The following is a 20326-nucleotide window of genomic DNA, read 5'->3' as shown; positions in this document are numbered from 1 at the left end:
AATACCTTTCTTACAACAAGGGTATTAGCTAAAGGATATTTCATCATGTTATATATAATATTCTGAGCTGTTGTAGTCGATTTCTTTGAACCTCTAGAGCCTTTACAAACTCTATAACGACCTTTAAAGTTCCAAAATGTTTTATATCCTTTTCCTATCTTCTCAGGTAAACTAATCCTCAAGCTCTTTCTCATCACAGAACACCACCTGTTGTTGTACATTAGCCTCTACTTTATCGGTCCACATTGAATATCTTTTACCAATCAACTCTGCTGCTTTAATTCTATCTTTTTGATTTAATGCCTTGTCCATCTTTCTAGCTGAAGAACAACCTTCACCCTCTCCTTCTACCACAATAACTTCTTCAACGTCTTGACCTCTCATAATCTTTGTAAGATATTCCATAACTTCTTGGGCATCCGCAATTCTTTCTGAGGATATTTGTTCTAGTCGCTCATCTATGTATTTTTTTACTTCAAGTTTTTTCAAGTTTTGTTCACCTATTGAATAGGCTGTTTTTTTACTATATCCTGCTTTAATTGCCGCTTCAGTGGCGTTGCCAGTCTGAATATAGTAATCTGCAAATGCCTTTTGTTTTAATGTTAGCTTCACAACGCCACCTTCCTTCTAATAATTTGTGATAATCAGTTCTCCATACTCTTTTCTAGACTTTTGCTCTTTTGATACTGAGTAAGCTACTTTTACTTCTTCAACATTAAAGTCCTTGTACCATCTTCTCACCTGAGGATGGTCATTGATTGTCACCATAAACTTCCCTTTAATATCTGCTAAAGTATCTCTTAATAAAAGATGCTCCTTTTGGCCAAACTCATTTCCATAGCCTGCAGTCTCAAAATAGGGTGGATCACAAAAGAAAAAGCTATGAGGTCTATCATATCTTTTAATAATATCCTCAAAGCTTTTATTCTCAACATATGTATTTCTAAGTCTTTCTTTTATATTGCCTAGTACACCTTGATAAAATATCTGTGGTGCTGGTTTACTTGTTGTTCCATAACCAAATGTTTCACCTTTTCCAGCAAAGCTTTGTGAGATAAGATATAGAAAACGTACTGCTCTTTGAATCTCTGTAAGATACTCAACTGTACAGTGCTTATATTCCTCAAACATATCCCGTCCTGAAAACTCATACTCTAGTACCCTTTCGATTTCTGGAGCATGATATTTAATCATACGAAACATATTGATAAGTTCTTTATCAATATCATTGATTACTTCTACCTTGCTAGGCTCTTTCCCAAAATAAACCCAACCTGCACCAAAGAATGGCTCTACATAACAAGTATGTTCTGGTATTCTTTCTAAGATAGTTCTTCTTAATCTAGACTTTCCACCCATACGTGGAATTGGTGGTTTTAACATTTTTTATTTCCTCCATAAAACAGATTGATTTGGGTTAATGCATAATGTACACACCTGTTTTAGTGAAAATAACAAAGCACCATGGACCACAAAATTCTGCGGGCGATGATGCTTATCCTTCGACTGAAAGATTGATTTACCATTCTTATAAAAAACTAGCTATTCATTACATAACACACACAACATACAATTGACTTTCATTCGCTTAACTAGTCTTTTACTTAATATCATTTTATCACTTTTGCTCTATCCTGTTATTAGATAAATCTAAGGACATTATTAGGTGAATCTAAGATTACAAAGTATAAAAGTACTTTTCTAATATATTTCTCTTTAATGCACTTAAGTAATCGGGATTCATATTCATATCGATGGACATTTCATACAATGTAATATTATTGATATAAAAACCTTCTATTAATCTTCTATCTCTATCAGATAGCATGTCCAATATATTATCGATCTTCTTGATTAAGCGCCTACATTCTAATAATCTAAAATATTTTTCATCTAAGCCTTGTGTTCGCCCAATTAATGTATCTTCTATTAGGCTAGTTGCAAGCCGTGCCGTACTTCTCCCTGGTACAGGGTTATTACTTTTACTTCCTCCTGAATAAACTTCTGTAGCTCCTAAACCCCAATTAGGTATATAACCTTCCAGGTCAATTTCAAGGTTATCAATTTCTACTTTTAATAGTTTATATGATTTTAACTTTTCTTCTATCGCTCTAATATCTTTCATAATATACCTCCAAAAAATTTCAGTATATCTATAATACAAGTTATAATATACTTTATTTAGCGTTTGATATTTTTGAAAGAGAACGATATCTATGCCGTTCTCTTTTTTATTTCATGTATAATTTCCTAATTTCTAACCACACTATTATTGGATTCGGTAACATAATTTGCTCTACACCCCGCATGATTTATTTATCTAGAATAGCTTAAGCTTGTCTTCCTCTTGGGCTATTCTGTACATATCTTAAAAGCAAATTTTATTGATTATAACATCCTATCAGCATATACTATTTAAGTAGATAGGTATCTCGCTTCCAATCGATTCCTTATCTAACTAATACCCCTTATTAGAATAGAATTTAATCAACCCTAAACTCCTTTCCCTAATAATGGGTATTTTTTTGTTAAAAATCAATTTTTATTTAATTCCTTCTTACACTGTGATAAACTAAAATTCTAAATAATCTACAAAATATAAGGAGGAACTCTTATGTCTATATTTTTAATAGTTGTTGGTGTAATTTTCATTTCTTTAACCCCACTACTTTATAATATTTCATTACTATTAGCTGGCATACTATTTATAGCCTTATCTAGTATCATAGAGAATCAACAAACACTTATTCGTAAAAATGACCTTATCATACATTATTTAAAATTAAATCAATCCACATCTGAAGAAAATGATACAGAAACTGATTAAGTGCCATCAAATTGGGTGGTACTTTTTATGTGTCAAAAACATTTTTTATTGAATATTTTGTCTAATTATCTTATAATTTACTTAGATAGGCTTCCACTCCTAAATGATTAGCCTATCTAATTAAATACTCCTTGTCGATTATAAAATAAAATCCATCTCCCATGGCATATTATTATACATATCTGCCAAGGGGTATTTTTTTGCTCAAAAACTAATTTTATTTGACAACCATTATCCAATTTATTATTCTAGAATTGAAATTTTTAATTCATTTGGAGGTTTATTTTATGTCTAATATTAATCTTTCTGACGAAGAGCTTTATCAGTTAGCTACTAAACGTCTTGCTTTAAAGAAAGCTTTTTTTATTCATTTAGTAGTTTATATTGCTGTTATGATATTGTTAATAGTAATAAACCTATCCTTTAGCTCTACTCTTTGGTTTATTTACCCTCTTTTAGGATGGGGGATTGGGATTGCTATTCATGCTATTACTACATACAACAGTATCTCCTCTTCTTCACAATGTAAAATTCAAAAAGAAATGGAAAAAATCAAAAACGAATTATAATTTTTCATATAGGCTGTAGACTTAACCTCTACAGCTTCATTTTATTTAAGAAAAAACTATTTTATTTGATTGAGCTTCTTCACAGTAATATAATTAGACTAAAAGGAGGCTCGCTCATGAAATTTATTAATAAATATATTTACATACTTATCTTTATTACCCCTGGTATAATTGCTATTTTTAGTCCTATCCCTACAAAGATTGTTGTAATTATAGGTGCTGTCACTGGAACGTTAGTAGGGTTCTTTAAATATCCTCCTAAATAATTAACGAATCATTTTATCGTGCCAAATTACAATATTTTGATATAACTCTTTCGGCTTGTTGCCATATTAGCCAATTTACATCTTTATATGTTTCTGCACTGGCTATCCTTTCCCATACACTTCTATCAATGTCTGTCATGCTTGCATATGCTCTATCTATATTATTTTGTCTAACTGCTGTTAATTGACGCTTTTGCCAACGTTTTAACTTCTGATTGAGTTCTTTTTCTTCTTGCTCTGTATATGTCATTACCTCATCCCCCTCAGTGAATAGAAGAATTATTTTATTAACTGAATCACCCCTTTTATAGAACAAGGGGTATGTAAACTTATTCAAATAATAAGTTAAGCATTCAAAACTCAAAATTAATAAATTATCATTATACTAATTTACAAATTTATTAATTTAAATTATTTGAAATTTAAAAATAATAAATACTGGTTTAATATCTATCAAATATGATATACTCAGTATATGAATAGATGATTGTTTTATGGAGATTATTTATATGACAGAAAGGAATATATAGTATGATAAAAGCTATTGTCAGTCAAAATGCAAGTTATATATACCATATGTTATCCATTGGAAAATGTGGGTATGATAATGAATATGGTACCCATGCACGCAAATACCATAACTCTGATGATATTCTAACATTGGAAAAATTGAAAACACACATTACTGTATCTGGCGGAGAATACTGTGGTGATTTATATACACTTTGTGTTAGTATACCTGCTGCTTTTGATGAACCTCAAAATATGTTTGAATACTTTGATGCAATTATAGACTTATTAGAAGGAAATAATATTGAACATAATTTCAAGAAATATGAAAGAATATATCTCAAATCATTTGGTGTAAATGGCATTGCAATAACGATAGAAAATTTAAAGGCTTTCTATGACTCTATTCTTTGCTTGAAAGACGAAATCCTTAAAATCTTAAAGATTTACAAATCAAATTATCAAATTTACATAGATTATTTTTGGAAGGATAATTATGAAAAGTGTTGTAAAGTTTGCAATCAAGTAAATGAAATAGTAGTCAGAGAACAATACTTTGAAAAATGGCAGTGCGAACTAGATACAGTTTATAAACATGGTAATTTTTTTGCTATTTTATGTAATTCAATTGCAAATGGTCCTCAAGCAATTGATATTTCCAACAACAAGAATATCTTTTTGGCATCTGATGATATAAGTGACATTTGCAATCTTATCAGTCATGAATTTGGTATTTATTTATTAAAAGATACTCTCTTAAAAGATACACCTGCATTTCAAGATTTTTCTTATTATGATCAGACAGAAGCCCTGGCTGAATTCTATACACGAAAAATAAGTGGTGGGCATCAAAAATTCATTTTTAATGAAGAGTATATCCAATATTATAACCAGAAGGCACAGGAATCTCCGAATATTACGCCTAAAGAATTATTTTTCTTATTAACAAATGAAAATGATGCAAAGTAGAATTCAAGTAATATAAAGTGTGTAATCAATGAAATGAATAGTTATTTCTTATCTCGAAACTTACTGATTATAACAGTGAGTTTTTTATTTTCTTCTCCAAACAAACTTAGATTTTTTTCACCTTATTATTTGATTAACTCTCCTACACATAATATACTTAAAATAAAAACGGAGGCTATAATCATGAATTTACTTACTTTTATTGTCTTTGGGGCATTTTTCTTAATACCATCTATGTGTTTTGTTTTTGGCCTTGTTGGATCCATTAAACATGCAATAACTAATAATAACGCATCAAGTAACAAATGCGCATGGATATCTGTTTTAGGCTTATGTATTTGCTTAACGATAGTTATTGTTATGCTCGGCTCTTAAACGAAATCTTATTTTTAGTAAAACGAAGGACCTTCATCCCTCGTAGTTTTTTAGGTGATAAGTTTCGGACTCGAACCGATTAAAAACAACCTGTTTGCTCACCTGCACCAAATGTTACTTTTACTTAGTAAAATAAGTGGGGCCATAAGCCCCTTTCTTATTAAGCTAAAATATGTATGCCTTTAATTCCTGAAAGCTCATTCTTAAGATATTCTTTAATTTTTAATATGGCTTCATTCTTCCAAGCTCCACCATCGGCTTCATATAAAGCTGCACTTGGACCACTCTTCATTCTGAATACAAACCTACTTAATGGTTGTTCTACTTCACTAAATGTTCTATATGGAGCGAGCTGTACTGGATTGGGCACTACAACCTCTCCAACACTTGCTACGCCCGTTTTAATTGTTGCTGCCTGACTTACTCCATCGTCTCCAACTTCTTTTATTGCTTCTTCTCTTACTAAGCCTGTAACTTGTAATAACATTTTTTTATAATCAAGCACTTGCTCGTCTACTTGTACTGGGTGATTGACAAATCCTGCTTGCATCATAATATTAAAACGCTCTGTATCTAAAAAAGTATCAAATCTAAGATTATCTGGTGTAATCGCTGTTGCCTCTAAATAATGTTCTCTATTTCTATCTCCATTGAGTGGTGACATTACTTTTACTTTTGTAGGTGTCTTCACATTAATAACTACTGGCCCTAGGTTATCAATATTTTCTTTGATGTAGTCTACTACGGCTGTTAATGTATGCACTTCTACTGCAGTTGCAACGGGTTCTGTTATTCTTACTAAACGTTCAGGTGTATATTGTCCACCGTTATTTGCTTCAATTACGACTTGCTCTTTTCCTAAACCTACTAAGTATTCTGCTGTTTCTCTATTCATCATTTTCTTTTCCTCCTAAATTTAATTATTTAACGATTTGTAATCCTGGTTCTAATGTTTCTACTTTTGGTTCTATTACCTCGCCTGTATCCTGGTCTACTACTATTGACTGCTGTCCAGGTATTTGCTTTCTAAATTCAGTTCCCAATACCTTACCATTACTATCTGTATCAATCAAAATAACAGAAGATACAGGGGATTGAGGTGCTAATTTAGGCTTGGCCACTACCTCTACTTGTGTCATTTCTCTTGCTTTATCTGTTACAAAGGTAAGTTCTATGGTAACTTTCCTTTTCACTTTATGATCTGTATTTGGATCTGCTATATTTTCTAATACTGCAAGAATAGCTTGATTTGCACGCTCTAACAAAGCACCTTCAGCAAAGGTATTTAAATTAATTTTGCTTGCCATTTTCATTTTCTCCTTTCAAATATAAATCATGATAAGTTACAGCTACTGCCATAGCAGCCCATATATCAGCCTTAAATCCATAGAACGTATCTGGGTTAGCTTTTGTACCCTTGCCATTCTTAAAATCATGCTGAGCGAATCTATCAATTAATGCCTGCCTTATATTGGCATCCTTAGCCTTCATACTGTTGCAGAGTGTAATCTTCTCATCTTTTCTAAAGATATATGTATAAGGTATATCCAAGTCATCAAGCACCTGCACTATACGGCCTATCATTACGCAAGTATCAAATATTTCCTTTCCTACGGCCATGCCATAACAAGCTACCATCTCAATAGCTGCATGTAGTTCTTCTACATGAAAGTCTGCAACTTTATAAATCTTTTCAAGAAGCGCCTCATTTTCAACTTTTCCTTTATCTTTAATAGCCAGCTCGTCCGTTGTAAGTACATAGGCGGATTGAATATTACCTGGATCAATAGCAAGTATCATCCTAGCACCCTCTTCCAAAATGGTTTCTTTGTGGTTAATTCAACTTCTAAATCCCTAACTTCTGCTTTTAAGGATTCAATCGTTCTAGCATGTTCATTGATTAACTGTTGTTTTTCTAAAACTGTTGCTCTTAAGTAATTAATCCTAATTTTATCGGTACTGCACTCATGGCGAAGTTCTTTAAGCTCCTTAGCCTGTTCCTTAACTTTCTGCCTATTACTTAGGGATTTGGGAGTCCTTTTCTTTCGTCTATTCATATTAATCCTCCATTAACTCTTTAAGCATTTTTTCATTTTTACTTTTTGCGTTAGTTCTTCTAACACTTTCCTCTGGCATAAATACCTGCATAACCATGTCTTCAAGTCTACTCAACAACCTATAATCGAAATTCAATTCATTCATAGGGATATTGGATGTAATAAGTGTCACTTTGTTACTGGTCAATCTTCTGTTAATAATTCTGTAGAAAATATTGTTAATCCAGTCTTTATTTCCTTCTACACCTATATCATCCAGTATCAATACAGGTACAGTTGCAAACTCTTCAACAAGTGCTTCCTCGCTACTTTCGCACTTATCGTTCCATGAATCTCTTATTTTGCCTAACAAGTCCACTGTAGTAATAAACCTCACTTGCTGTCTTCTGTACTTAACAAGAAAATTCCCTATGCTTATAGCAAGCCTTGTTTTCCCACTACCAGCTGTTTGTGAGTAAAAATAAAGTCCCCTTCCTAGTTCCTGCATTGCATCAAATTTCTTTACATATCGCGTTGCAATATTAACTGCTCGACTTGCTTTTTGTTTAGACTCTTCTAAACGATAAAGATCTACATCAAAATCTTTTATCGCTAGATTCTGAAATTCTTCTGGAATACATGCAAAGTCAAGTTTGTTGCTTATAATTTGTTCTTCGTAGCACTTACACTTTCTTGCAAATAGACCTTCTTCTGTATGGACCAATATATGTCCTGAGCCATCACATGTACCATAAGGACACTTTCTTTTTCTATCTGGTTCCATTTGAGCAGGTTCATTGAATTCCATGTCGTTTAGCATACTCTTCGAATTCGTCTCTAAGAGGTTCGCTATTCTCTGTATTTGTTCCCGTGTAACCATTTCCATTAGCACGTACTCCTTCCTGATAATTTTCATCTAGGTAATCTACATAACCACTATTAAAAAACGTACTTCCATTTTGTGGTTTTCTCCATGTTTCTTTTTGAAGTCCTAATTCATAACGCTCTATACAGCGTATTAACTGCTCATAGCTATACTGCTCGATAAGCTTAGGTATTTTTTTAATAGCTGCAGCTTTACCCTTTTTGAGAGGATATCTATTCCACACATGAGCAACTTGTTGCTCTATATGTTTTTTCTCTATCTCTAGTTCTATCTCTTTCTCTATCTCTTTCTCTGGTGGAGAAATGTCTGGACATTTCAAGGATAAAAGTCCGGACATTTGTCCTTTTTCATCTTCTATTTGTTTTCTATACGACCTTTTTCTATCAGCTTCAGTACTACTTTTACCAATAAAATTTTGTATATTAGACATATATATCGCTCCATTATCAAGCACTTCTATAAGTCCAAAGTCCTGAAATAATTTAAGTGCAACCACCATAGTATCTTTATTTACTCTTATAACTTTTGAAAGTATTTCCGGTGTATAGGGTATGATGTTGTTAAACATTAACTTCCCTTCATTTTTTAAGCTTTTGAGATAGAGCTTTAACAAAATATTGCTATACATATGTCCATTTTCTATACTTTCAAGCATCAGAATTTCTTCTCTCTCAAAAAAATTCTCTTGTAACTTGATGTAATAGTATTTTTTATTATCAGCCATTTTGTCACCTCTATGTATTTCTTCTGGACCACATCAAATATTCATTGGCCTGCTTCCATATCATCCTGCTGCTTTCATGCACTAACTGCATCTGACGATAGCGTTGATACGCCCAATCTTTAAACGCCGTTACTACAAAGTCCTTGTCGCTTGCATCTTTTATCTTGCGTGCAGTGGCCTGTATTTCAGACCACCTTTGCGCAAGCATTAGACTATCCTTCATAAGGCTATAGGCCTCTTCTACATTTTCGCTATTAAGTTCAAGGTACCGTTTAAACACTTCATTGTACTGCCTGCAATCATCTGGAAGTATTTCTTGAAAATCCGATTTAATCTTAGCCATTTTGACTTCCTATCTTTTCATATCCAGCGCATACTGCGTCATATTGTTGCTTTGTCAATTCACATGGCATACATCCAAATTTCTTTTTAACCTGCTCTACAACAGTATCATTGTCTATATTGGCTTTATGAGCGATTGCATAAAGTCTCTTAATTTGATTCTGAGTCAGCGTCTTTTTAGTTGGTTTACTCTCTTCAGGTGTTTCTTCATCAGGATCTTTCATTTCCTCTGTAGGAATACAAAACACTTGAAAACAAGCATACTTATAGGCAATAGACATAGCCTTATTCGTTGCTTTATCCCCACTATCCATTCCTTCACCAATAACAATTGCCGATACACTACTTCCATCTGTTGTATAAAAGGTATACTTCACTGTACAGATTGAATAAATAAGGTTTCCACCTTTGGCGGTTTGCCTCTCTTCACGTCTTTGTTCCATGATTTCAGGCGTAACAAAGACTTTATGCTTAGATAATAGAGGCTGTAAAGCATTCATAACATCATCTATTCCTCTATATGCAAATCCTTGTTGCTGATTTTTCTTATTCTTTCCAATAGCACCGATTTCGCTCATAACACTACATATTGCACTGTAGATTTTCTTCTCTGAGTTTTCTGTTCCCATGTTCGCATCACCTTCTTAATACAGCTTGTCTACTAATTTATTCAACATTTAATCACCAACTCTTCCGGCACATCTTTAGTCCCTAGACCATCCATATTCATCACTTCCCCAGTCTCTTTGTTAATGATAACGTCATCTTCTATAATCTCTAGTGTGGCTTTAAACGTAGCCCAATCAAACTCTTGCGTTTGCTTAGTTTTTACAAACTCTTCTAGATTGTTTTCAAGTGCCCATTGAAGAAGTTTATTTGTGTCCTTGTCATAGTCCTTCTTTGCCTTCTTAAGAATGACATCACCACAAAGTAAAGCTACTTTATATTGTGTTTTCGTCTCTGATTTAGGTACAGTATCCATAAGCACTTTTAACTCTTCTTGAAGATGTCTTTTACGTGCACCAGCACATACACCTTTGTCTTCTGATTGCTCTGTAAGTTTTTGAATGCGTTCTAATAAAATAGCTTTACGTTCAGCTTCACTTACTTCTATAGCTTTAAGCTCTTCTACAATCTCATCCATACGTGCTTTGTTTTGTATAACTACTGGATCTAATTCGATTTCTTTTTTCTTTGCCATATGTATCTACCTCCTAAAATGGTGTGCCGTGTTCTCGCCAGCACTTAAGTTCTTTTTCTGCATCTGCTAATCGATGCTTTAAAGCAATATATTCCCGTTTAAGCTCTTGGTCTGTAAGAGACGTATCCACCAATTCTTTATAAAGTTGCAATTCTTCGTTCTCTTTTTTCACTTGAAGTATTTCTTTTTCATGAAATTGATGAACCATTTTAATTAAATCTGAGACTTTCATTTCTTCTAGCATTTACAACCACCTCTCTTTGTGGTATTTTGAATATGTTCTTTAATTTTGTAATTGCATCACATACGTTTGCCGACGTTGTGGTGCTTTTTTCTTGCCTTGTAAATGACATACATTCTTCTATGTACATCTTGAACACGTACTTTATGTCCATTCTCTAGCTCTGCATATAAACCTTCGAACTCGTCATCTACAATAATGCCTTTTTTCTTTCGATACCTTACCTTATCGCCTTCTTCGATAAGGGTACCTTTACAATCTTTGTAGTACATGCTTCCCTCCTTAGTCTGTAGACACTTCTATCTTGCGTAATAAAAATCAAGCATATTTCTAATTCTTCTATACACTAAGGATTCTTGTTTTTTGGAAAGTGAACTTGTATTTTTACGCTCTATATAATGCTTTAAAGCATGTTTGATAATATTAAGTTCACTTGCACTGACTTCTACAACTATTTTTACTAAACCAATATCTAAGTCGCATATGTTGCTATTTAAATAACTTATACATTCTTCATAGCTTAGGCAATGTTTTATACATGCATCCCCTGTGGTATTATCTATAGCTATATATTGAGGCGCATCCTTAACAATGAATTTCCCTAATGGGGTTCTATTCTGTTCTATACCTCTAGCTTCATCCATTGTAAGCATCTTGATATTACTTAAATTACTTGTGCTATGATTAGTCTTTTGCATACCTTTTCTCCTCTTTTCATCTCATAATAATGGTCACGTATGTACATCAAAGCATTGTCTATGTCTCTATAAACTTTCCTTCCGTCTTCTGTTATAAGCAACTCTTCGAAATATTCAAGTTGCCCTCTTACCTCGTTGATTTTACGAGAGATAAGTTTAGAAATAAGTTTGTTCTTAACTTCTACCTGTTCAAATAGAATTACTCTTAAGGTTTCACATAAACTTTGTGATACACCACACGCTTCTATTTCTTCCTCTTCGATTGCTAAAGCTCTCATAGCCTTAATTCTTCCTATTGTTCGGTCTAAATCACCGATTACAACTTCTTCTGCTGTTCTCATAATGTAGTTTCTTCCTCCTGTAGTTCTACTTTTAAATATCTTTGTGTATGCCTTTTGCCATAACCTCTTTTCATTGCATGGGTTATAGCACTACTAGATATTCCTAACATTCTTCCTAGTTCTAACCCTGTATCAGCCACAGCTATAGGCAACTCATATTTATCCGCAGTAACTGCCATCCATAGCGTCATCATTACTCCTCCTGTATCTCTACTTTTACAAACTTATAACCTAGTCTATTTCCACCTTGATTTTTAGAAATATAACTGGATATGTTTTTATGATGAACCCCTGTCTTCTGTTCGAGAGCCATACAACTTTCTTCAATAAAAACTGGAAACTCAAATCTATTGGGTGTAACTGCCATATAAAGCCTCATACTTAGTACCTACTATTTAGCTTTTGGTTAATTTCTCTAAGTTGCTGATTATTATCTTGCATGACTTGATCAAACTGTTTGGATTGCCCTTTAAGACATATGTACGTGGTTACAGCTCCTACAAGGAAGCCGAATACATACTCAAACATTTACACACCTCCTTTAGGCTAAACCGCTTATAGCTTGTCCATCTGTTTTTTCTACTTTTAACAGTTGATTGCATTGGTTTAGTCCGCATCTTTATATCCTCAACTGGTACGATTAATGTTGCTGTTTGATTATTAATGAATTTCATTTAACTTTCCTCCTTGCTATATTCTATTTTTTTAGGATTATCTAAATCTGATAAATCCCATCCTGTCCATTTGCCTATAAAGTTATCTATTTCAGTTGATGGTATCTTTATAGAATCACACTTAATAGGTTTTATGTATCCATATCTTACAAGGTCATAAAGTTTATTTTTTGTTATACTAAGTTGCTCTGTTGCCTCAATAACAGAATATAATCTAGCCATTTATCATTCCCCTTCCTAAGCCAATCTCATTTGATTATTTAAATTACTAATCTCTGTCACTAATACCGTTGGTGCTTTATAGTTATGTACAATCTTCATAGCTAAATCAAGCTGACATCTTTTAATAGCTTTATACCTTTCTACTCCAAACTCACGTCTAAGTTGATTTTGAATGTCTTTGTATACTTTTCCTCTAAGTGAATTATCATTGTATGCATTAGATTTATATCCACCCAAGGTAGCTACACCAACTTTTCTTACTTCTGCTTGAAGTTTATCTGACTCCTCACCAAATAATGGCATGTTGTCCTTTAAGTCCTTAAATTCTTCTCGTACTTCTGTTACCTCTTCACGTACAGACTCAATTTCTTTAGCGTGTTCCTCTATCACCTGGTAGTGAAGTCTTAGTTCTTCTTGGGGCGTTAATCTTCTTGGTTGCTTCAGTATTTTTTCTAATTTATCTATGTACTGGACTGTCTTATATCTAACTACTGCTGACTCTTTATTTAACATCTGCAAAGCACCTGTTTTATTCATTGAATAGCAAGGTTTTTCTCTATTCCAATTATCTATGTAAGAGGTGAGCGAAAAATTTCGTTGACCTATCCCTGCTTTTTCTAATACATCTATTTCTGCTTTTATTGATGTCATTAAATCTGAATGTCTTTTCTCCGTCTCATTACCTTCTTCTTTTCTGAAAGTATTAATCATTTCTACTAATTCAAGGCTAGTAATTCTCATCTCATTACTATTTACTCCATTTAAAACTACTGGAGTATTATCTCCTTGTGCTAATGCACTACTCATTTGTTTGTTCATAGTTATGCTCCTCTCAATGATTGTTTAACTTTTTGAACTTTTTCTGTAAAAAAATATGTATTTACACAATTACTATCCACATCTAATAATTCTAGTATCCTTTTTATTTCAATTTGTGTGAAGTAAATTCTTCCATTCAATTTTAATGAGAGTGTTCTCTCAGATCCCCCTAAAGCCTTAGCAAATAAGCATTGTGTTCCATATTTTTCGACTATCTTACCTCTTAACTTGCTATAATCAAAAGCCATAACATTCTCCTTTCTTCTACCGTTGAATTTAAAGTTCAATTTTTTGAACTAATTCGATATTACCACTAAAGAAAATTAATGTCAATACTAAAATTCAATTTTTTAAACTTTTAAGTTCAAAGTATTGAACTTCAATTCAAAACAAGTTATACTAGCATTAATACTACATGGAGGTTATTCAAAATGGAAGAAACAACAGCTTTAAGATTAAGAAAAGCTCTCAATATCCGTTCTATGAAACAAATGGAGTTATCTGAAAAAACTAATATAGGTAAATCAGCCATAAGCCAGTATCTATCAGGTAAAGTTATCCCAAAACAAGATAAAATTTATTTAATGGCAAAAGCATTAAATGTTAATGAAGCATGGCTTATGGGATATGATGTTGAAATGAGCAGAATTACTAGCTCTTATAACAAAACTTCAGCCCCCTCTATCATAAAGCCAAAAGAAAAGGAACTACTTGATAAATATAGGGCATTAGATGAGAAAGGACAGCATACAGTATCTACTATATTAGATATGGAATATAATCGTTGTACTAATGATCATTTAATGCCTATGGCAGCACATTCTGATAATGAAGATGACCTAGATTTAATCAGACAAGACTTAGACGAATTATAAGATTTACTTAGGAGGATTTTCTTTTGAGTTACGAAAGATTACTAGATTATGCACAGAAGAATGGAGTTGATGTAACAGAAAAATACTTTAAATCACAAGTTGATGGGCTTTGTAAAGGAAATAAAATTGGAATAAGTAAAAGGCTATCTACTTCTATAGACAAAAAATGTATATTAGCCGAAGAATTAGGTCATTATTTTACTACTGTAGGTGATATTACTGACCAATCTAAAGTTGAGAATAGAAAACAAGAACGAAGAGCTCGTGCATGGGGATATCAAAAAGCTGTTCCTTTAACACTTCTTCTAGAAGCTATAGATCATCCTTGCACAAATAGAACCGAATTAGCAGAGTATTTAGATGTTCCTGAAGACTACCTAATGGAAGCACTTAAATATTATCAAGAAAAATACGGTAATTATGTAAAGATTAAAGAATATATACTGCTATTTGAGCCATTGGCTCTCATAAAAACTTTTGAATAACAAAAAAGCCTAGTGCTGCAGCACTAAGCTTTTATATAAACAGTGTATAAAATATACCTCTACCAAACCAAGTATATCTTATACACTTCTATTTTACAAATTAAATTAGAAGAGGTGATATAATGAATGGTTCCGTAAAACAACGAGGTAGCACTTGGTCTTATCGTATAGATTTAGGCACCATTAATGGGAAACGTAAACAAAAAGAAAAAGGTGGTTTCAAATCACAAAAAGAAGCTAAACAGGCTATGCAACTTGCTATAGCTGAAATAATACAGAAGGGTGAGTTAAAAGAAAGCAAAAAAATAACACTTAACGAAGTTTTTGAAGAATTTATATTATATGAAGCACCTATCACACGAAAACATGCAACTATTGTACGCTATCAAAGCCTATATAATAATCATGTTAATGTATTTGGTGATATTATAATGAGTAATATCGCAGCTAACGACCTCCAAAAGTTTATAACAAGCAAATTAATAGATGATGGCTTAAGCAATGATTATGTTAAAAGTATATATAACTTCTTACTTGTGCTTTGGAAATATGGCCTCAAGAATAAATATGTGCTTGAAAATGTTGTAGAGGTAATAAAGCCACCTAAAGCTTATAGATCTACATCAGAAATAAAAATATATACAATGGATGAGATAAAACAAATTTGGCACAGAATAGAGCACACAAATAATGCTCACGCTTTTATGCTTGCTTTAAAACTTGGGTTAAGAATTGGTGAAATATATGCCTTACGTTGGCAAGATATTGATTTTGAAAATAACGTTGTACACATAAATAAACAGTTACAAAAACAAAATAAAAAATGGTGTTTTACTACACTTAAAACACCTAATAGCTACAGAAAAATTTATTTTGATGGTGAATTAAAAAAGTACCTCATTAACCTCAAAAACAAACAAGATTTTGATAGAGAATTCTTTGGTAATTTATATAAATCTAATAAAATACTAGATAAAACTTCAAAGATTGAAGAATTACTCACAGTTTATGACTTTGTAAACTGCAAAGATGATGGACAAATGCTTACAACTGATAGTTGTAAATTTATTTCAGCCGTAAGTAAATCAGATTTAAATATTCATTTTAAAATGCATAATTTAAGACATACACATGCTACACTATTGTTAGAAAAAGGACTTAACCCTAAATATATCTCTGAAAGGTTGGGGCACTCAAAGCTTGAATTCACCTTAAGGTTATATACACATATCACTAGAGGTATGGATGAGCAAGCTGTTGAAATACTTAACTTCTCATTGGATTAAGTGGGCAGTGGACAAGTATAAAGTAATATTTTTTGCACACGCCCACATATTTGCCCACTAAACATTTACAAAACATATTTTTTCGTATACTGGTAAATAAAGATATATGTATATAATACATCTTTATAACCGTTGAAAATATTAAAATACTATTATATTATTATTTATTAAAATATCTATCTAGTAACCCTTTAAAAGCACATCCATGTCTTGCTTCATCTTTAGCCATTTCATGCACGGTATCATGAATAGCATCTAAGTTTTGCTGTTTAGCAAGTGTAGCAAGTTTCTTCTTACCCTCACATGCACCAAACTCTGCATCTACACGTACTTGCAAGTTTGCTTTGGTATCTGCTTTAACAACTTCACCTAAAAGTTCTGCAAATTTAGCTGCATGGTCTGCTTCCTCATAAGCAATACGCTTATAAGCTTCTGCCACCTCTGGGTAGCCTTCTCTATCTGCTTGACGACTCATAGCTAAGTACATTCCTACTTCACTACATTCACCTAAGAAATTAGCTCTTAAGGCTTCAATAACTTCTGGATCTACACCATCTGCTACGCCAATACGATGTTCATCTGCCCATGTGAGCTGATCATCCATTAGGTTAAATTTACTAGCAGGTGCTTTACAAATTGGACATTCATCCGGTGGCATGTCACCTTCATGAATATAACCACAAATGACACATACGTACTTTTTCATTTGTTCATCTCCTTTTTAATAATGCTTACTACCGTTAGTATTTCCTGCAACTTCTACTTTATACTCTTCTAAAAAAGTTATGAAACAGCTTCTTCACTTGCTTCTTTCTGTACTGGCTTACGTCCTGTAAGAGAAAAATCTTCTAGTACTACTTTTGTTGTATAAACCTTTTCACCTTCTTTATTTATATAGGAATCTGTTACGATTTTGCCTTGCACTAAGATCTGTTGACCTTTTGTAACACTACGAGTAATTAAAACAGCCTGCTTATGAAAAGCTACAACCTCGATAAAATACGTTTTCTTCTCTTTTCTACTCGTACGTTCATGTACTGCTAGAGTAAACTGTGTGTAAGAAACATCTGTATCCTTAGATTTTTTTAGTTCAGGATCCTTTGTTAAATTGCCTAATAAAGTAACTTGATTCATACTAACCTCCTTATATTTTTTCTAAAGTATGGCCTAACCCCTTGATTTTATACAGCTACCTGCTATTTTTTTATATTTTCTAAAAAATAAGCAGCTGTGTTCTTTTTCAACAGCTGCTTATGCTTTATTTCATATTTAAAGGTGGTTTTCTGAAAATATAGCGACCTTTCTTTTCCTCAACTATTCTACCTTCTTCTACCACGTGCATACCTCTTAAGAAGACGTGTTCGGCTCGGCCAATAACTTTAAATCCTTCATATGGTGTATAATCTACATGCTGTAACTGCGTTTTAGCAGAAATCCCCCCCCTATAACCCGGATTCCATACAACAATATCTGCATCGCTACCTACAGCTAAAGTACCTTTTTGAGGATACATGCCAAAAAGTTGTGCTGCATGCGTACTGAGTAAATGTGCCATTTCCTGCAAACTTAAACGTCCTTTTGTTACACCATAGCTATAAATAAGTTGTGGCCTATGTTCAATCCCAGGTATACCATTTGGAATTTGAGTGAAATCATCAATCCCTAATTTTTTCTGACTTTCAAAGTTAAAAGCACAATGATCTGTACTGATTGTCTGGATTTCTCCTTCTTGAATACCTTCCCATAAGGCTTCTTGATCTTGTTTACTTCTAAGAGGTGGTGATAATACATACTTGGCGCTTTCAAACTGCTTTAAGTGATACAGTTTTTCATCTAAAAGTAGATACTGTGGACATGTTTCTACATAAACTCTTTGCCCCCTTTTTCTAGCTCTTCTTATACATTCCAATCCTTTTTGTGTACTCAAATGTACAATATGCACTGGAACATCTACCATATAAGCAATATCTAAAAATCGACTGATTGCTTCAGCTTCTATCATATCTGGCCTAGATAAGGGATGTGCTGAAGGGGTCCTTTGCTCTTGCTCAAGTAGCATTTTTGTATATGCCTTAATGAGATCTCCATTTTCACAATGTACGCCCACTAATCCTCCTAAGTTTTTAGCACTCTTTAGAATTTCATAAATAGCCCCATCATCTAATCTTAAAGCATCATACGCCATATACAGTTTAAAAGATGTAATGCCTGATTCTCGCATAGTAAGTAGCTCACTTTTTATTTCATTATTCCACTCTGTAATAGCCATATGAAAACCATAGTCACAACTGCACTTTTCATCTGTTTTATGACGCCAATTTTCTAAAGCATTTATAAGGGTTTCACCTTTATTTTGGGTAGCAAAGTCTATAATGCTTGTTGTCCCTTGTATGAGTGCTGCTTTTGTGCCCGATTCAAAGTCATCAGCTGTATGGGCCATTCCAGTATCCATATCTAAATGCGTATGTGCATCTATAAAGCCTGGAAACAGAATCATGCCACTTGCATCAAGTATGTGGTCTGCCTTATCAATCTTACCTATTTTTTTTATAACGTTTCCTTCAACAAGTATATCTACAGGTGTATATCGGTTTTGCTCTGCGATAATACCGCCTTTAATCAAGTAAGACATAGCATCACCTCGTTTGTTTTTTCTTTCCTATTAGATTGAAGGCAATATTTGTAACCATTCCTACAATACATACACTTGCTACTGCATCACCAAATACAAACTGTAAAAATGTTGGGAATTTACCAATAATTTCTGTCACAGCTGTCAAACCATACCCTACTGCAAAAGTAATAGAAAGCACTTTTACATTCCCCTCAGAAAAACCAGCTTGTGCAATCATTTTAAAGCCATTTACTAAAATCATACCAAATACCGTTATAACAGCACCTCCTAGCACACTAGAAGGAAGTGCTGCAAAAATAGCACCTACTTTAGGCATAACACTTGCTAAGACCAGAACAGCTGCCCCTGTAGCAATACAGAATTTGTTAACTACTTTTGTCATCGCAATAATCCCTGCATTTTGCCCAAAAGCTGTATTAGGCATACAATTAAAAAGTCCTGCTAACTGTGAACCAATCGCATCTGCTAAAAGTGCTCCTGAATTTTCTGAGGCTGTTGCTTCTCTATTAAAAGCAGCCATTGTAATACCACTTGTATTACCTAATGTTTCGAGTCCTGATACAATATAAACAGCAGCAAAAGCAACAATGGCATCTATCCTAAATTCAGGCTTGAAATGTAAAGGCATGGGTAGCATAAACCAATTAGCATTTAAAACAGGTGTAAAATCTACTTTTCCCATAAGTATAGCCATAATAAAGCCTACAACCAGCCCAATTAAAATAGCAACTACTTTCAGCATACCTTTTGCAAAGTGTTGAAGAAGTATAATGGCTAAAAATACAGTAGATCCAAGAAATAGATTTTCCCATGAACCGAAATCTGCTGCGCCTACCCCACCTGCAAAATAATTTGCACCAATACCTAATAATTTAATACCAATAGTTACCAATACTGCACCAATCACAACAGGAGAAATAATTTTTTGTGAAGGTTTAATAAGTAAACCCATAATAATCTCAACAATGGCACCTACCAAAATACCACCAAAAACAGCCGGCAATCCATAAGCTGCTGCAATGGTAGATAAGGTTGGTACAAAAGCAAATGCTGTTCCCATTACAATAGGAAGGCCTGCTCCAATTTGAAACTTATTTCCAAATTTAATAGGATAAAGTTGAACAAATGTGGTAAGTCCAGATACTAGCATAGCACATTGAATCATCAGTACACGTTCCTCCATAGGAACCCCAGCAATGCCTGCGACAATTAAAATAGGTGCTAAGTTACCCGTAAACATGGCCAGAACATGCTGAAGTCCTAGTGGCACAGCTACCCCTAAACTTGGTCTTCCATCTAACTGGTAAATAAGTTCTTGATCACTACTACGTTTTAAGTGCATACT

35 protein-coding genes are annotated in these 20326 nt (G+C 33.3%); 7 read left to right on the top strand and 28 right to left on the bottom strand.

Annotated elements, in window-relative coordinates; genetic code table 11:
• The 4 genes from H8718_RS15190 to H8718_RS15175 form a co-directional block, all read right to left on the bottom strand.
• Window positions 1–194, bottom strand: a 194-nt coding sequence (locus tag H8718_RS15190; protein WP_249333556.1) for a phage terminase large subunit, incomplete at its 3' end; no start/stop codon positions are given.
• Entirely contained in the window at window positions 172–612 is a 441-nt protein-coding gene (locus tag H8718_RS15185; protein ID WP_249333555.1) for a terminase small subunit, read from the bottom strand. The genes H8718_RS15190 and H8718_RS15185, both read right to left, overlap by 23 nt.
• Window positions 613–627: 15 nt before the next feature.
• Window positions 628–1383 (bottom strand): DNA adenine methylase, encoded by a 756-nt coding sequence (locus tag H8718_RS15180; RefSeq protein WP_249333554.1) that lies wholly within the window; start codon window positions 1381–1383, stop codon window positions 628–630.
• 295 nt (window positions 1384–1678) lie between these two features.
• Complete coding sequence (locus tag H8718_RS15175) at window positions 1679–2125, bottom strand: hypothetical protein (protein ID WP_249333553.1); 447 nt, start codon at window positions 2123–2125, stop codon at window positions 1679–1681.
• A 489-nt stretch (window positions 2126–2614) separates the two neighbouring features.
• Between H8718_RS15175 and H8718_RS15170 the strand changes: the two genes are divergently transcribed.
• The 3 genes from H8718_RS15170 (at window position 2615) to H8718_RS15160 (ending at window position 3662) form a co-directional block, all read left to right on the top strand.
• Entirely contained in the window at window positions 2615–2827 is a 213-nt protein-coding gene (locus tag H8718_RS15170; RefSeq protein ID WP_249333552.1) for a hypothetical protein, read from the top strand.
• A 287-nt stretch (window positions 2828–3114) separates the two neighbouring features.
• Entirely contained in the window at window positions 3115–3396 is a 282-nt protein-coding gene (locus tag H8718_RS15165) for a 2TM domain-containing protein (protein WP_249333551.1), read from the top strand.
• Window positions 3397–3512: 116 nt separating this feature from the next.
• Window positions 3513–3662: a hypothetical protein gene (locus tag H8718_RS15160; RefSeq protein WP_249333550.1), complete on the top strand. Its 150-nt coding sequence runs from the start codon at window positions 3513–3515 to the stop codon at window positions 3660–3662.
• Window positions 3663–3675: 13 nt separating this feature from the next.
• Here H8718_RS15160 and H8718_RS15155 read toward each other — a convergent pair whose 3' ends face one another.
• Complete coding sequence (locus H8718_RS15155; protein WP_249333549.1) at window positions 3676–3912, bottom strand: hypothetical protein; 237 nt, start codon at window positions 3910–3912, stop codon at window positions 3676–3678.
• A gap of 281 nt (window positions 3913–4193) precedes the next feature.
• On the opposite strand from H8718_RS15155, the gene H8718_RS15150 reads away from it, so the two are divergent.
• Entirely contained in the window at window positions 4194–5141 is a 948-nt protein-coding gene (locus H8718_RS15150; protein WP_249333548.1) for a hypothetical protein, read from the top strand.
• A 535-nt stretch (window positions 5142–5676) separates the two neighbouring features.
• Here the strand turns inward: H8718_RS15150 and H8718_RS15145 are convergent.
• The 19 genes from H8718_RS15145 to H8718_RS15055 all read right to left on the bottom strand — a co-directional run bounded on the left by H8718_RS15145 (window position 5677) and on the right by H8718_RS15055 (window position 13948).
• Window positions 5677–6414 (bottom strand): hypothetical protein, encoded by a 738-nt coding sequence (locus H8718_RS15145; RefSeq protein ID WP_249333547.1) that lies wholly within the window; start codon window positions 6412–6414, stop codon window positions 5677–5679.
• Between the two features lie 22 nt (window positions 6415–6436).
• Window positions 6437–6823: a replication terminator protein gene (locus H8718_RS15140; protein WP_249333546.1), complete on the bottom strand. Its 387-nt coding sequence runs from the start codon at window positions 6821–6823 to the stop codon at window positions 6437–6439.
• Window positions 6807–7316, bottom strand: coding sequence for a hypothetical protein (locus tag H8718_RS15135; RefSeq protein ID WP_249333545.1), 510 nt, complete (start codon window positions 7314–7316; stop codon window positions 6807–6809). The genes H8718_RS15140 and H8718_RS15135 overlap by 17 nt, the downstream gene beginning before the upstream one ends.
• Complete coding sequence (locus tag H8718_RS15130; protein ID WP_249333544.1) at window positions 7313–7573, bottom strand: hypothetical protein; 261 nt, start codon at window positions 7571–7573, stop codon at window positions 7313–7315. The genes H8718_RS15135 and H8718_RS15130 overlap by 4 nt, the downstream gene beginning before the upstream one ends.
• A 1-nt stretch (window position 7574) precedes the next feature.
• Window positions 7575–8360, bottom strand: coding sequence for an ATP-binding protein (locus H8718_RS15125; protein WP_249333543.1), 786 nt, complete (start codon window positions 8358–8360; stop codon window positions 7575–7577).
• Entirely contained in the window at window positions 8347–9162 is an 816-nt protein-coding gene (locus H8718_RS15120) for a phage replisome organizer N-terminal domain-containing protein (protein WP_249333542.1), read from the bottom strand. The genes H8718_RS15125 and H8718_RS15120 overlap by 14 nt, the downstream gene beginning before the upstream one ends.
• Before the next feature lie 10 nt (window positions 9163–9172).
• Window positions 9173–9505 carry a hypothetical protein gene (locus H8718_RS15115; RefSeq protein WP_249333541.1) on the bottom strand — a complete coding sequence of 111 codons (333 nt, stop codon included), beginning with the start codon at window positions 9503–9505 and terminating at the stop codon, window positions 9173–9175.
• Window positions 9498–10133 (bottom strand): ERF family protein, encoded by a 636-nt coding sequence (locus tag H8718_RS15110; protein WP_249333540.1) that lies wholly within the window; start codon window positions 10131–10133, stop codon window positions 9498–9500. The genes H8718_RS15115 and H8718_RS15110 overlap by 8 nt, the downstream gene beginning before the upstream one ends.
• A 41-nt stretch (window positions 10134–10174) precedes the next feature.
• Window positions 10175–10705 (bottom strand): host-nuclease inhibitor Gam family protein, encoded by a 531-nt coding sequence (locus H8718_RS15105; RefSeq protein ID WP_249333539.1) that lies wholly within the window; start codon window positions 10703–10705, stop codon window positions 10175–10177.
• A 13-nt stretch (window positions 10706–10718) separates the two neighbouring features.
• On the bottom strand, window positions 10719–10949 hold the full coding sequence (locus H8718_RS15100) for a hypothetical protein (protein WP_249333538.1): 231 nt from the start codon (window positions 10947–10949) through the stop codon (window positions 10719–10721).
• Window positions 10950–11005: 56 nt separating this feature from the next.
• The gene (locus H8718_RS15095; RefSeq protein WP_249333537.1) at window positions 11006–11218 is read right to left on the bottom strand and encodes a hypothetical protein; all 213 of its coding nucleotides are present in this window, start codon (window positions 11216–11218) and stop codon (window positions 11006–11008) included.
• 27 nt (window positions 11219–11245) lie between these two features.
• Window positions 11246–11644 (bottom strand): hypothetical protein, encoded by a 399-nt coding sequence (locus tag H8718_RS15090; protein ID WP_249333536.1) that lies wholly within the window; start codon window positions 11642–11644, stop codon window positions 11246–11248.
• Complete coding sequence (locus H8718_RS15085) at window positions 11611–11985, bottom strand: hypothetical protein (protein WP_249333535.1); 375 nt, start codon at window positions 11983–11985, stop codon at window positions 11611–11613. Before H8718_RS15085 ends, H8718_RS15090 begins: the two co-directional genes overlap by 34 nt.
• Window positions 11982–12176: a hypothetical protein gene (locus H8718_RS15080; RefSeq protein WP_249333534.1), complete on the bottom strand. Its 195-nt coding sequence runs from the start codon at window positions 12174–12176 to the stop codon at window positions 11982–11984. Before H8718_RS15080 ends, H8718_RS15085 begins: the two co-directional genes overlap by 4 nt.
• Before the next feature lie 2 nt (window positions 12177–12178).
• Window positions 12179–12352: a hypothetical protein gene (locus tag H8718_RS15075; RefSeq protein WP_249333533.1), complete on the bottom strand. Its 174-nt coding sequence runs from the start codon at window positions 12350–12352 to the stop codon at window positions 12179–12181.
• Between the two features lie 14 nt (window positions 12353–12366).
• Window positions 12367–12513, bottom strand: coding sequence for a hypothetical protein (locus tag H8718_RS15070; RefSeq protein WP_249333532.1), 147 nt, complete (start codon window positions 12511–12513; stop codon window positions 12367–12369).
• Between the two features lie 146 nt (window positions 12514–12659).
• Window positions 12660–12881, bottom strand: coding sequence for a helix-turn-helix domain-containing protein (locus H8718_RS15065; protein ID WP_249333531.1), 222 nt, complete (start codon window positions 12879–12881; stop codon window positions 12660–12662).
• A gap of 15 nt (window positions 12882–12896) precedes the next feature.
• Window positions 12897–13700, bottom strand: coding sequence for an ORF6C domain-containing protein (locus H8718_RS15060; protein WP_249333530.1), 804 nt, complete (start codon window positions 13698–13700; stop codon window positions 12897–12899).
• A 2-nt stretch (window positions 13701–13702) separates the two neighbouring features.
• Window positions 13703–13948, bottom strand: a complete 246-nt coding sequence (locus H8718_RS15055; RefSeq protein ID WP_249333528.1) for a DUF739 family protein — start codon at window positions 13946–13948, stop codon at window positions 13703–13705.
• A 183-nt stretch (window positions 13949–14131) separates the two neighbouring features.
• On the opposite strand from H8718_RS15055, the gene H8718_RS15050 reads away from it, so the two are divergent.
• The 3 genes from H8718_RS15050 to H8718_RS15040 all read left to right on the top strand — a co-directional run bounded on the left by H8718_RS15050 (window position 14132) and on the right by H8718_RS15040 (window position 16346).
• Complete coding sequence (locus H8718_RS15050) at window positions 14132–14575, top strand: helix-turn-helix domain-containing protein (RefSeq protein ID WP_249333527.1); 444 nt, start codon at window positions 14132–14134, stop codon at window positions 14573–14575.
• Between the two features lie 23 nt (window positions 14576–14598).
• The gene (locus tag H8718_RS15045; protein ID WP_249333526.1) at window positions 14599–15060 is read left to right on the top strand and encodes an ImmA/IrrE family metallo-endopeptidase; all 462 of its coding nucleotides are present in this window, start codon (window positions 14599–14601) and stop codon (window positions 15058–15060) included.
• Window positions 15061–15182: 122 nt separating this feature from the next.
• The gene (locus H8718_RS15040; protein ID WP_249333525.1) at window positions 15183–16346 is read left to right on the top strand and encodes a site-specific integrase; all 1164 of its coding nucleotides are present in this window, start codon (window positions 15183–15185) and stop codon (window positions 16344–16346) included.
• Window positions 16347–16506: 160 nt separating this feature from the next.
• On the opposite strand, the gene H8718_RS15035 is transcribed toward H8718_RS15040, so the two are convergent.
• The 4 genes from H8718_RS15035 to H8718_RS15020 form a co-directional block, all read right to left on the bottom strand.
• Entirely contained in the window at window positions 16507–17052 is a 546-nt protein-coding gene (locus H8718_RS15035) for an NADH peroxidase (RefSeq protein WP_249333523.1), read from the bottom strand.
• Between the two features lie 77 nt (window positions 17053–17129).
• Window positions 17130–17480 (bottom strand): single-stranded DNA-binding protein, encoded by a 351-nt coding sequence (locus tag H8718_RS15030; RefSeq protein WP_177672104.1) that lies wholly within the window; start codon window positions 17478–17480, stop codon window positions 17130–17132.
• A 124-nt stretch (window positions 17481–17604) separates the two neighbouring features.
• Window positions 17605–18978: a dihydropyrimidinase gene (gene hydA, locus H8718_RS15025; protein WP_249333522.1), complete on the bottom strand. Its 1374-nt coding sequence runs from the start codon at window positions 18976–18978 to the stop codon at window positions 17605–17607.
• Between the two features lie 4 nt (window positions 18979–18982).
• A complete protein-coding gene (locus H8718_RS15020) occupies window positions 18983–20323 on the bottom strand; it encodes a uracil-xanthine permease family protein (protein WP_177672106.1) in 1341 nt (446 codons plus the stop codon).
• Window positions 20324–20326 lie beyond the last annotated feature (3 nt).

The organism is Zhenhengia yiwuensis, assembly GCF_014384995.1.
Lineage (GTDB): Bacteria > Bacillota > Clostridia > Lachnospirales > Cellulosilyticaceae > Zhenhengia > Zhenhengia yiwuensis.
The sequence above is the reverse complement of the archived record's forward strand: the minus strand, read 5'-3'. Positions and strand labels throughout refer to the sequence as shown.

Coding starts and splice junctions, on each gene's coding strand:
- H8718_RS15180 (WP_249333554.1), bottom strand. CDS start 1,383: ATGTTAAAACCACCAATTCCACGTATGGGTGGAAAGTCTAGATTAAGA.
- H8718_RS15175 (WP_249333553.1), bottom strand. CDS start 2,125: ATGAAAGATATTAGAGCGATAGAAGAAAAGTTAAAATCATATAAACTA.
- H8718_RS15170 (WP_249333552.1), top strand. CDS start 2,615: ATGTCTATATTTTTAATAGTTGTTGGTGTAATTTTCATTTCTTTAACC.
- H8718_RS15165 (WP_249333551.1), top strand. CDS start 3,115: ATGTCTAATATTAATCTTTCTGACGAAGAGCTTTATCAGTTAGCTACT.
- H8718_RS15160 (WP_249333550.1), top strand. CDS start 3,513: ATGAAATTTATTAATAAATATATTTACATACTTATCTTTATTACCCCT.
- H8718_RS15155 (WP_249333549.1), bottom strand. CDS start 3,912: ATGACATATACAGAGCAAGAAGAAAAAGAACTCAATCAGAAGTTAAAA.
- H8718_RS15150 (WP_249333548.1), top strand. CDS start 4,194: ATGATAAAAGCTATTGTCAGTCAAAATGCAAGTTATATATACCATATG.
- H8718_RS15145 (WP_249333547.1), bottom strand. CDS start 6,414: ATGATGAATAGAGAAACAGCAGAATACTTAGTAGGTTTAGGAAAAGAG.
- H8718_RS15140 (WP_249333546.1), bottom strand. CDS start 6,823: ATGGCAAGCAAAATTAATTTAAATACCTTTGCTGAAGGTGCTTTGTTA.
- H8718_RS15135 (WP_249333545.1), bottom strand. CDS start 7,316: ATGATACTTGCTATTGATCCAGGTAATATTCAATCCGCCTATGTACTT.
- H8718_RS15130 (WP_249333544.1), bottom strand. CDS start 7,573: ATGAATAGACGAAAGAAAAGGACTCCCAAATCCCTAAGTAATAGGCAG.
- H8718_RS15125 (WP_249333543.1), bottom strand. CDS start 8,360: ATGGAATTCAATGAACCTGCTCAAATGGAACCAGATAGAAAAAGAAAG.
- H8718_RS15120 (WP_249333542.1), bottom strand. CDS start 9,162: ATGGCTGATAATAAAAAATACTATTACATCAAGTTACAAGAGAATTTT.
- H8718_RS15115 (WP_249333541.1), bottom strand. CDS start 9,505: ATGGCTAAGATTAAATCGGATTTTCAAGAAATACTTCCAGATGATTGC.
- H8718_RS15110 (WP_249333540.1), bottom strand. CDS start 10,133: ATGGGAACAGAAAACTCAGAGAAGAAAATCTACAGTGCAATATGTAGT.
- H8718_RS15105 (WP_249333539.1), bottom strand. CDS start 10,705: ATGGCAAAGAAAAAAGAAATCGAATTAGATCCAGTAGTTATACAAAAC.
- H8718_RS15100 (WP_249333538.1), bottom strand. CDS start 10,949: ATGCTAGAAGAAATGAAAGTCTCAGATTTAATTAAAATGGTTCATCAA.
- H8718_RS15095 (WP_249333537.1), bottom strand. CDS start 11,218: ATGTACTACAAAGATTGTAAAGGTACCCTTATCGAAGAAGGCGATAAG.
- H8718_RS15090 (WP_249333536.1), bottom strand. CDS start 11,644: ATGCAAAAGACTAATCATAGCACAAGTAATTTAAGTAATATCAAGATG.
- H8718_RS15085 (WP_249333535.1), bottom strand. CDS start 11,985: ATGAGAACAGCAGAAGAAGTTGTAATCGGTGATTTAGACCGAACAATA.
- H8718_RS15080 (WP_249333534.1), bottom strand. CDS start 12,176: ATGACGCTATGGATGGCAGTTACTGCGGATAAATATGAGTTGCCTATA.
- H8718_RS15075 (WP_249333533.1), bottom strand. CDS start 12,352: ATGGCAGTTACACCCAATAGATTTGAGTTTCCAGTTTTTATTGAAGAA.
- H8718_RS15070 (WP_249333532.1), bottom strand. CDS start 12,513: ATGTTTGAGTATGTATTCGGCTTCCTTGTAGGAGCTGTAACCACGTAC.
- H8718_RS15065 (WP_249333531.1), bottom strand. CDS start 12,881: ATGGCTAGATTATATTCTGTTATTGAGGCAACAGAGCAACTTAGTATA.
- H8718_RS15060 (WP_249333530.1), bottom strand. CDS start 13,700: ATGAACAAACAAATGAGTAGTGCATTAGCACAAGGAGATAATACTCCA.
- H8718_RS15055 (WP_249333528.1), bottom strand. CDS start 13,948: ATGGCTTTTGATTATAGCAAGTTAAGAGGTAAGATAGTCGAAAAATAT.
- H8718_RS15050 (WP_249333527.1), top strand. CDS start 14,132: ATGGAAGAAACAACAGCTTTAAGATTAAGAAAAGCTCTCAATATCCGT.
- H8718_RS15040 (WP_249333525.1), top strand. CDS start 15,183: ATGAATGGTTCCGTAAAACAACGAGGTAGCACTTGGTCTTATCGTATA.
- H8718_RS15035 (WP_249333523.1), bottom strand. CDS start 17,052: ATGAAAAAGTACGTATGTGTCATTTGTGGTTATATTCATGAAGGTGAC.
- H8718_RS15030 (WP_177672104.1), bottom strand. CDS start 17,480: ATGAATCAAGTTACTTTATTAGGCAATTTAACAAAGGATCCTGAACTA.
- hydA (WP_249333522.1), bottom strand. CDS start 18,978: ATGTCTTACTTGATTAAAGGCGGTATTATCGCAGAGCAAAACCGATAT.
- H8718_RS15020 (WP_177672106.1), bottom strand. CDS start 20,323: ATGCACTTAAAACGTAGTAGTGATCAAGAACTTATTTACCAGTTAGAT.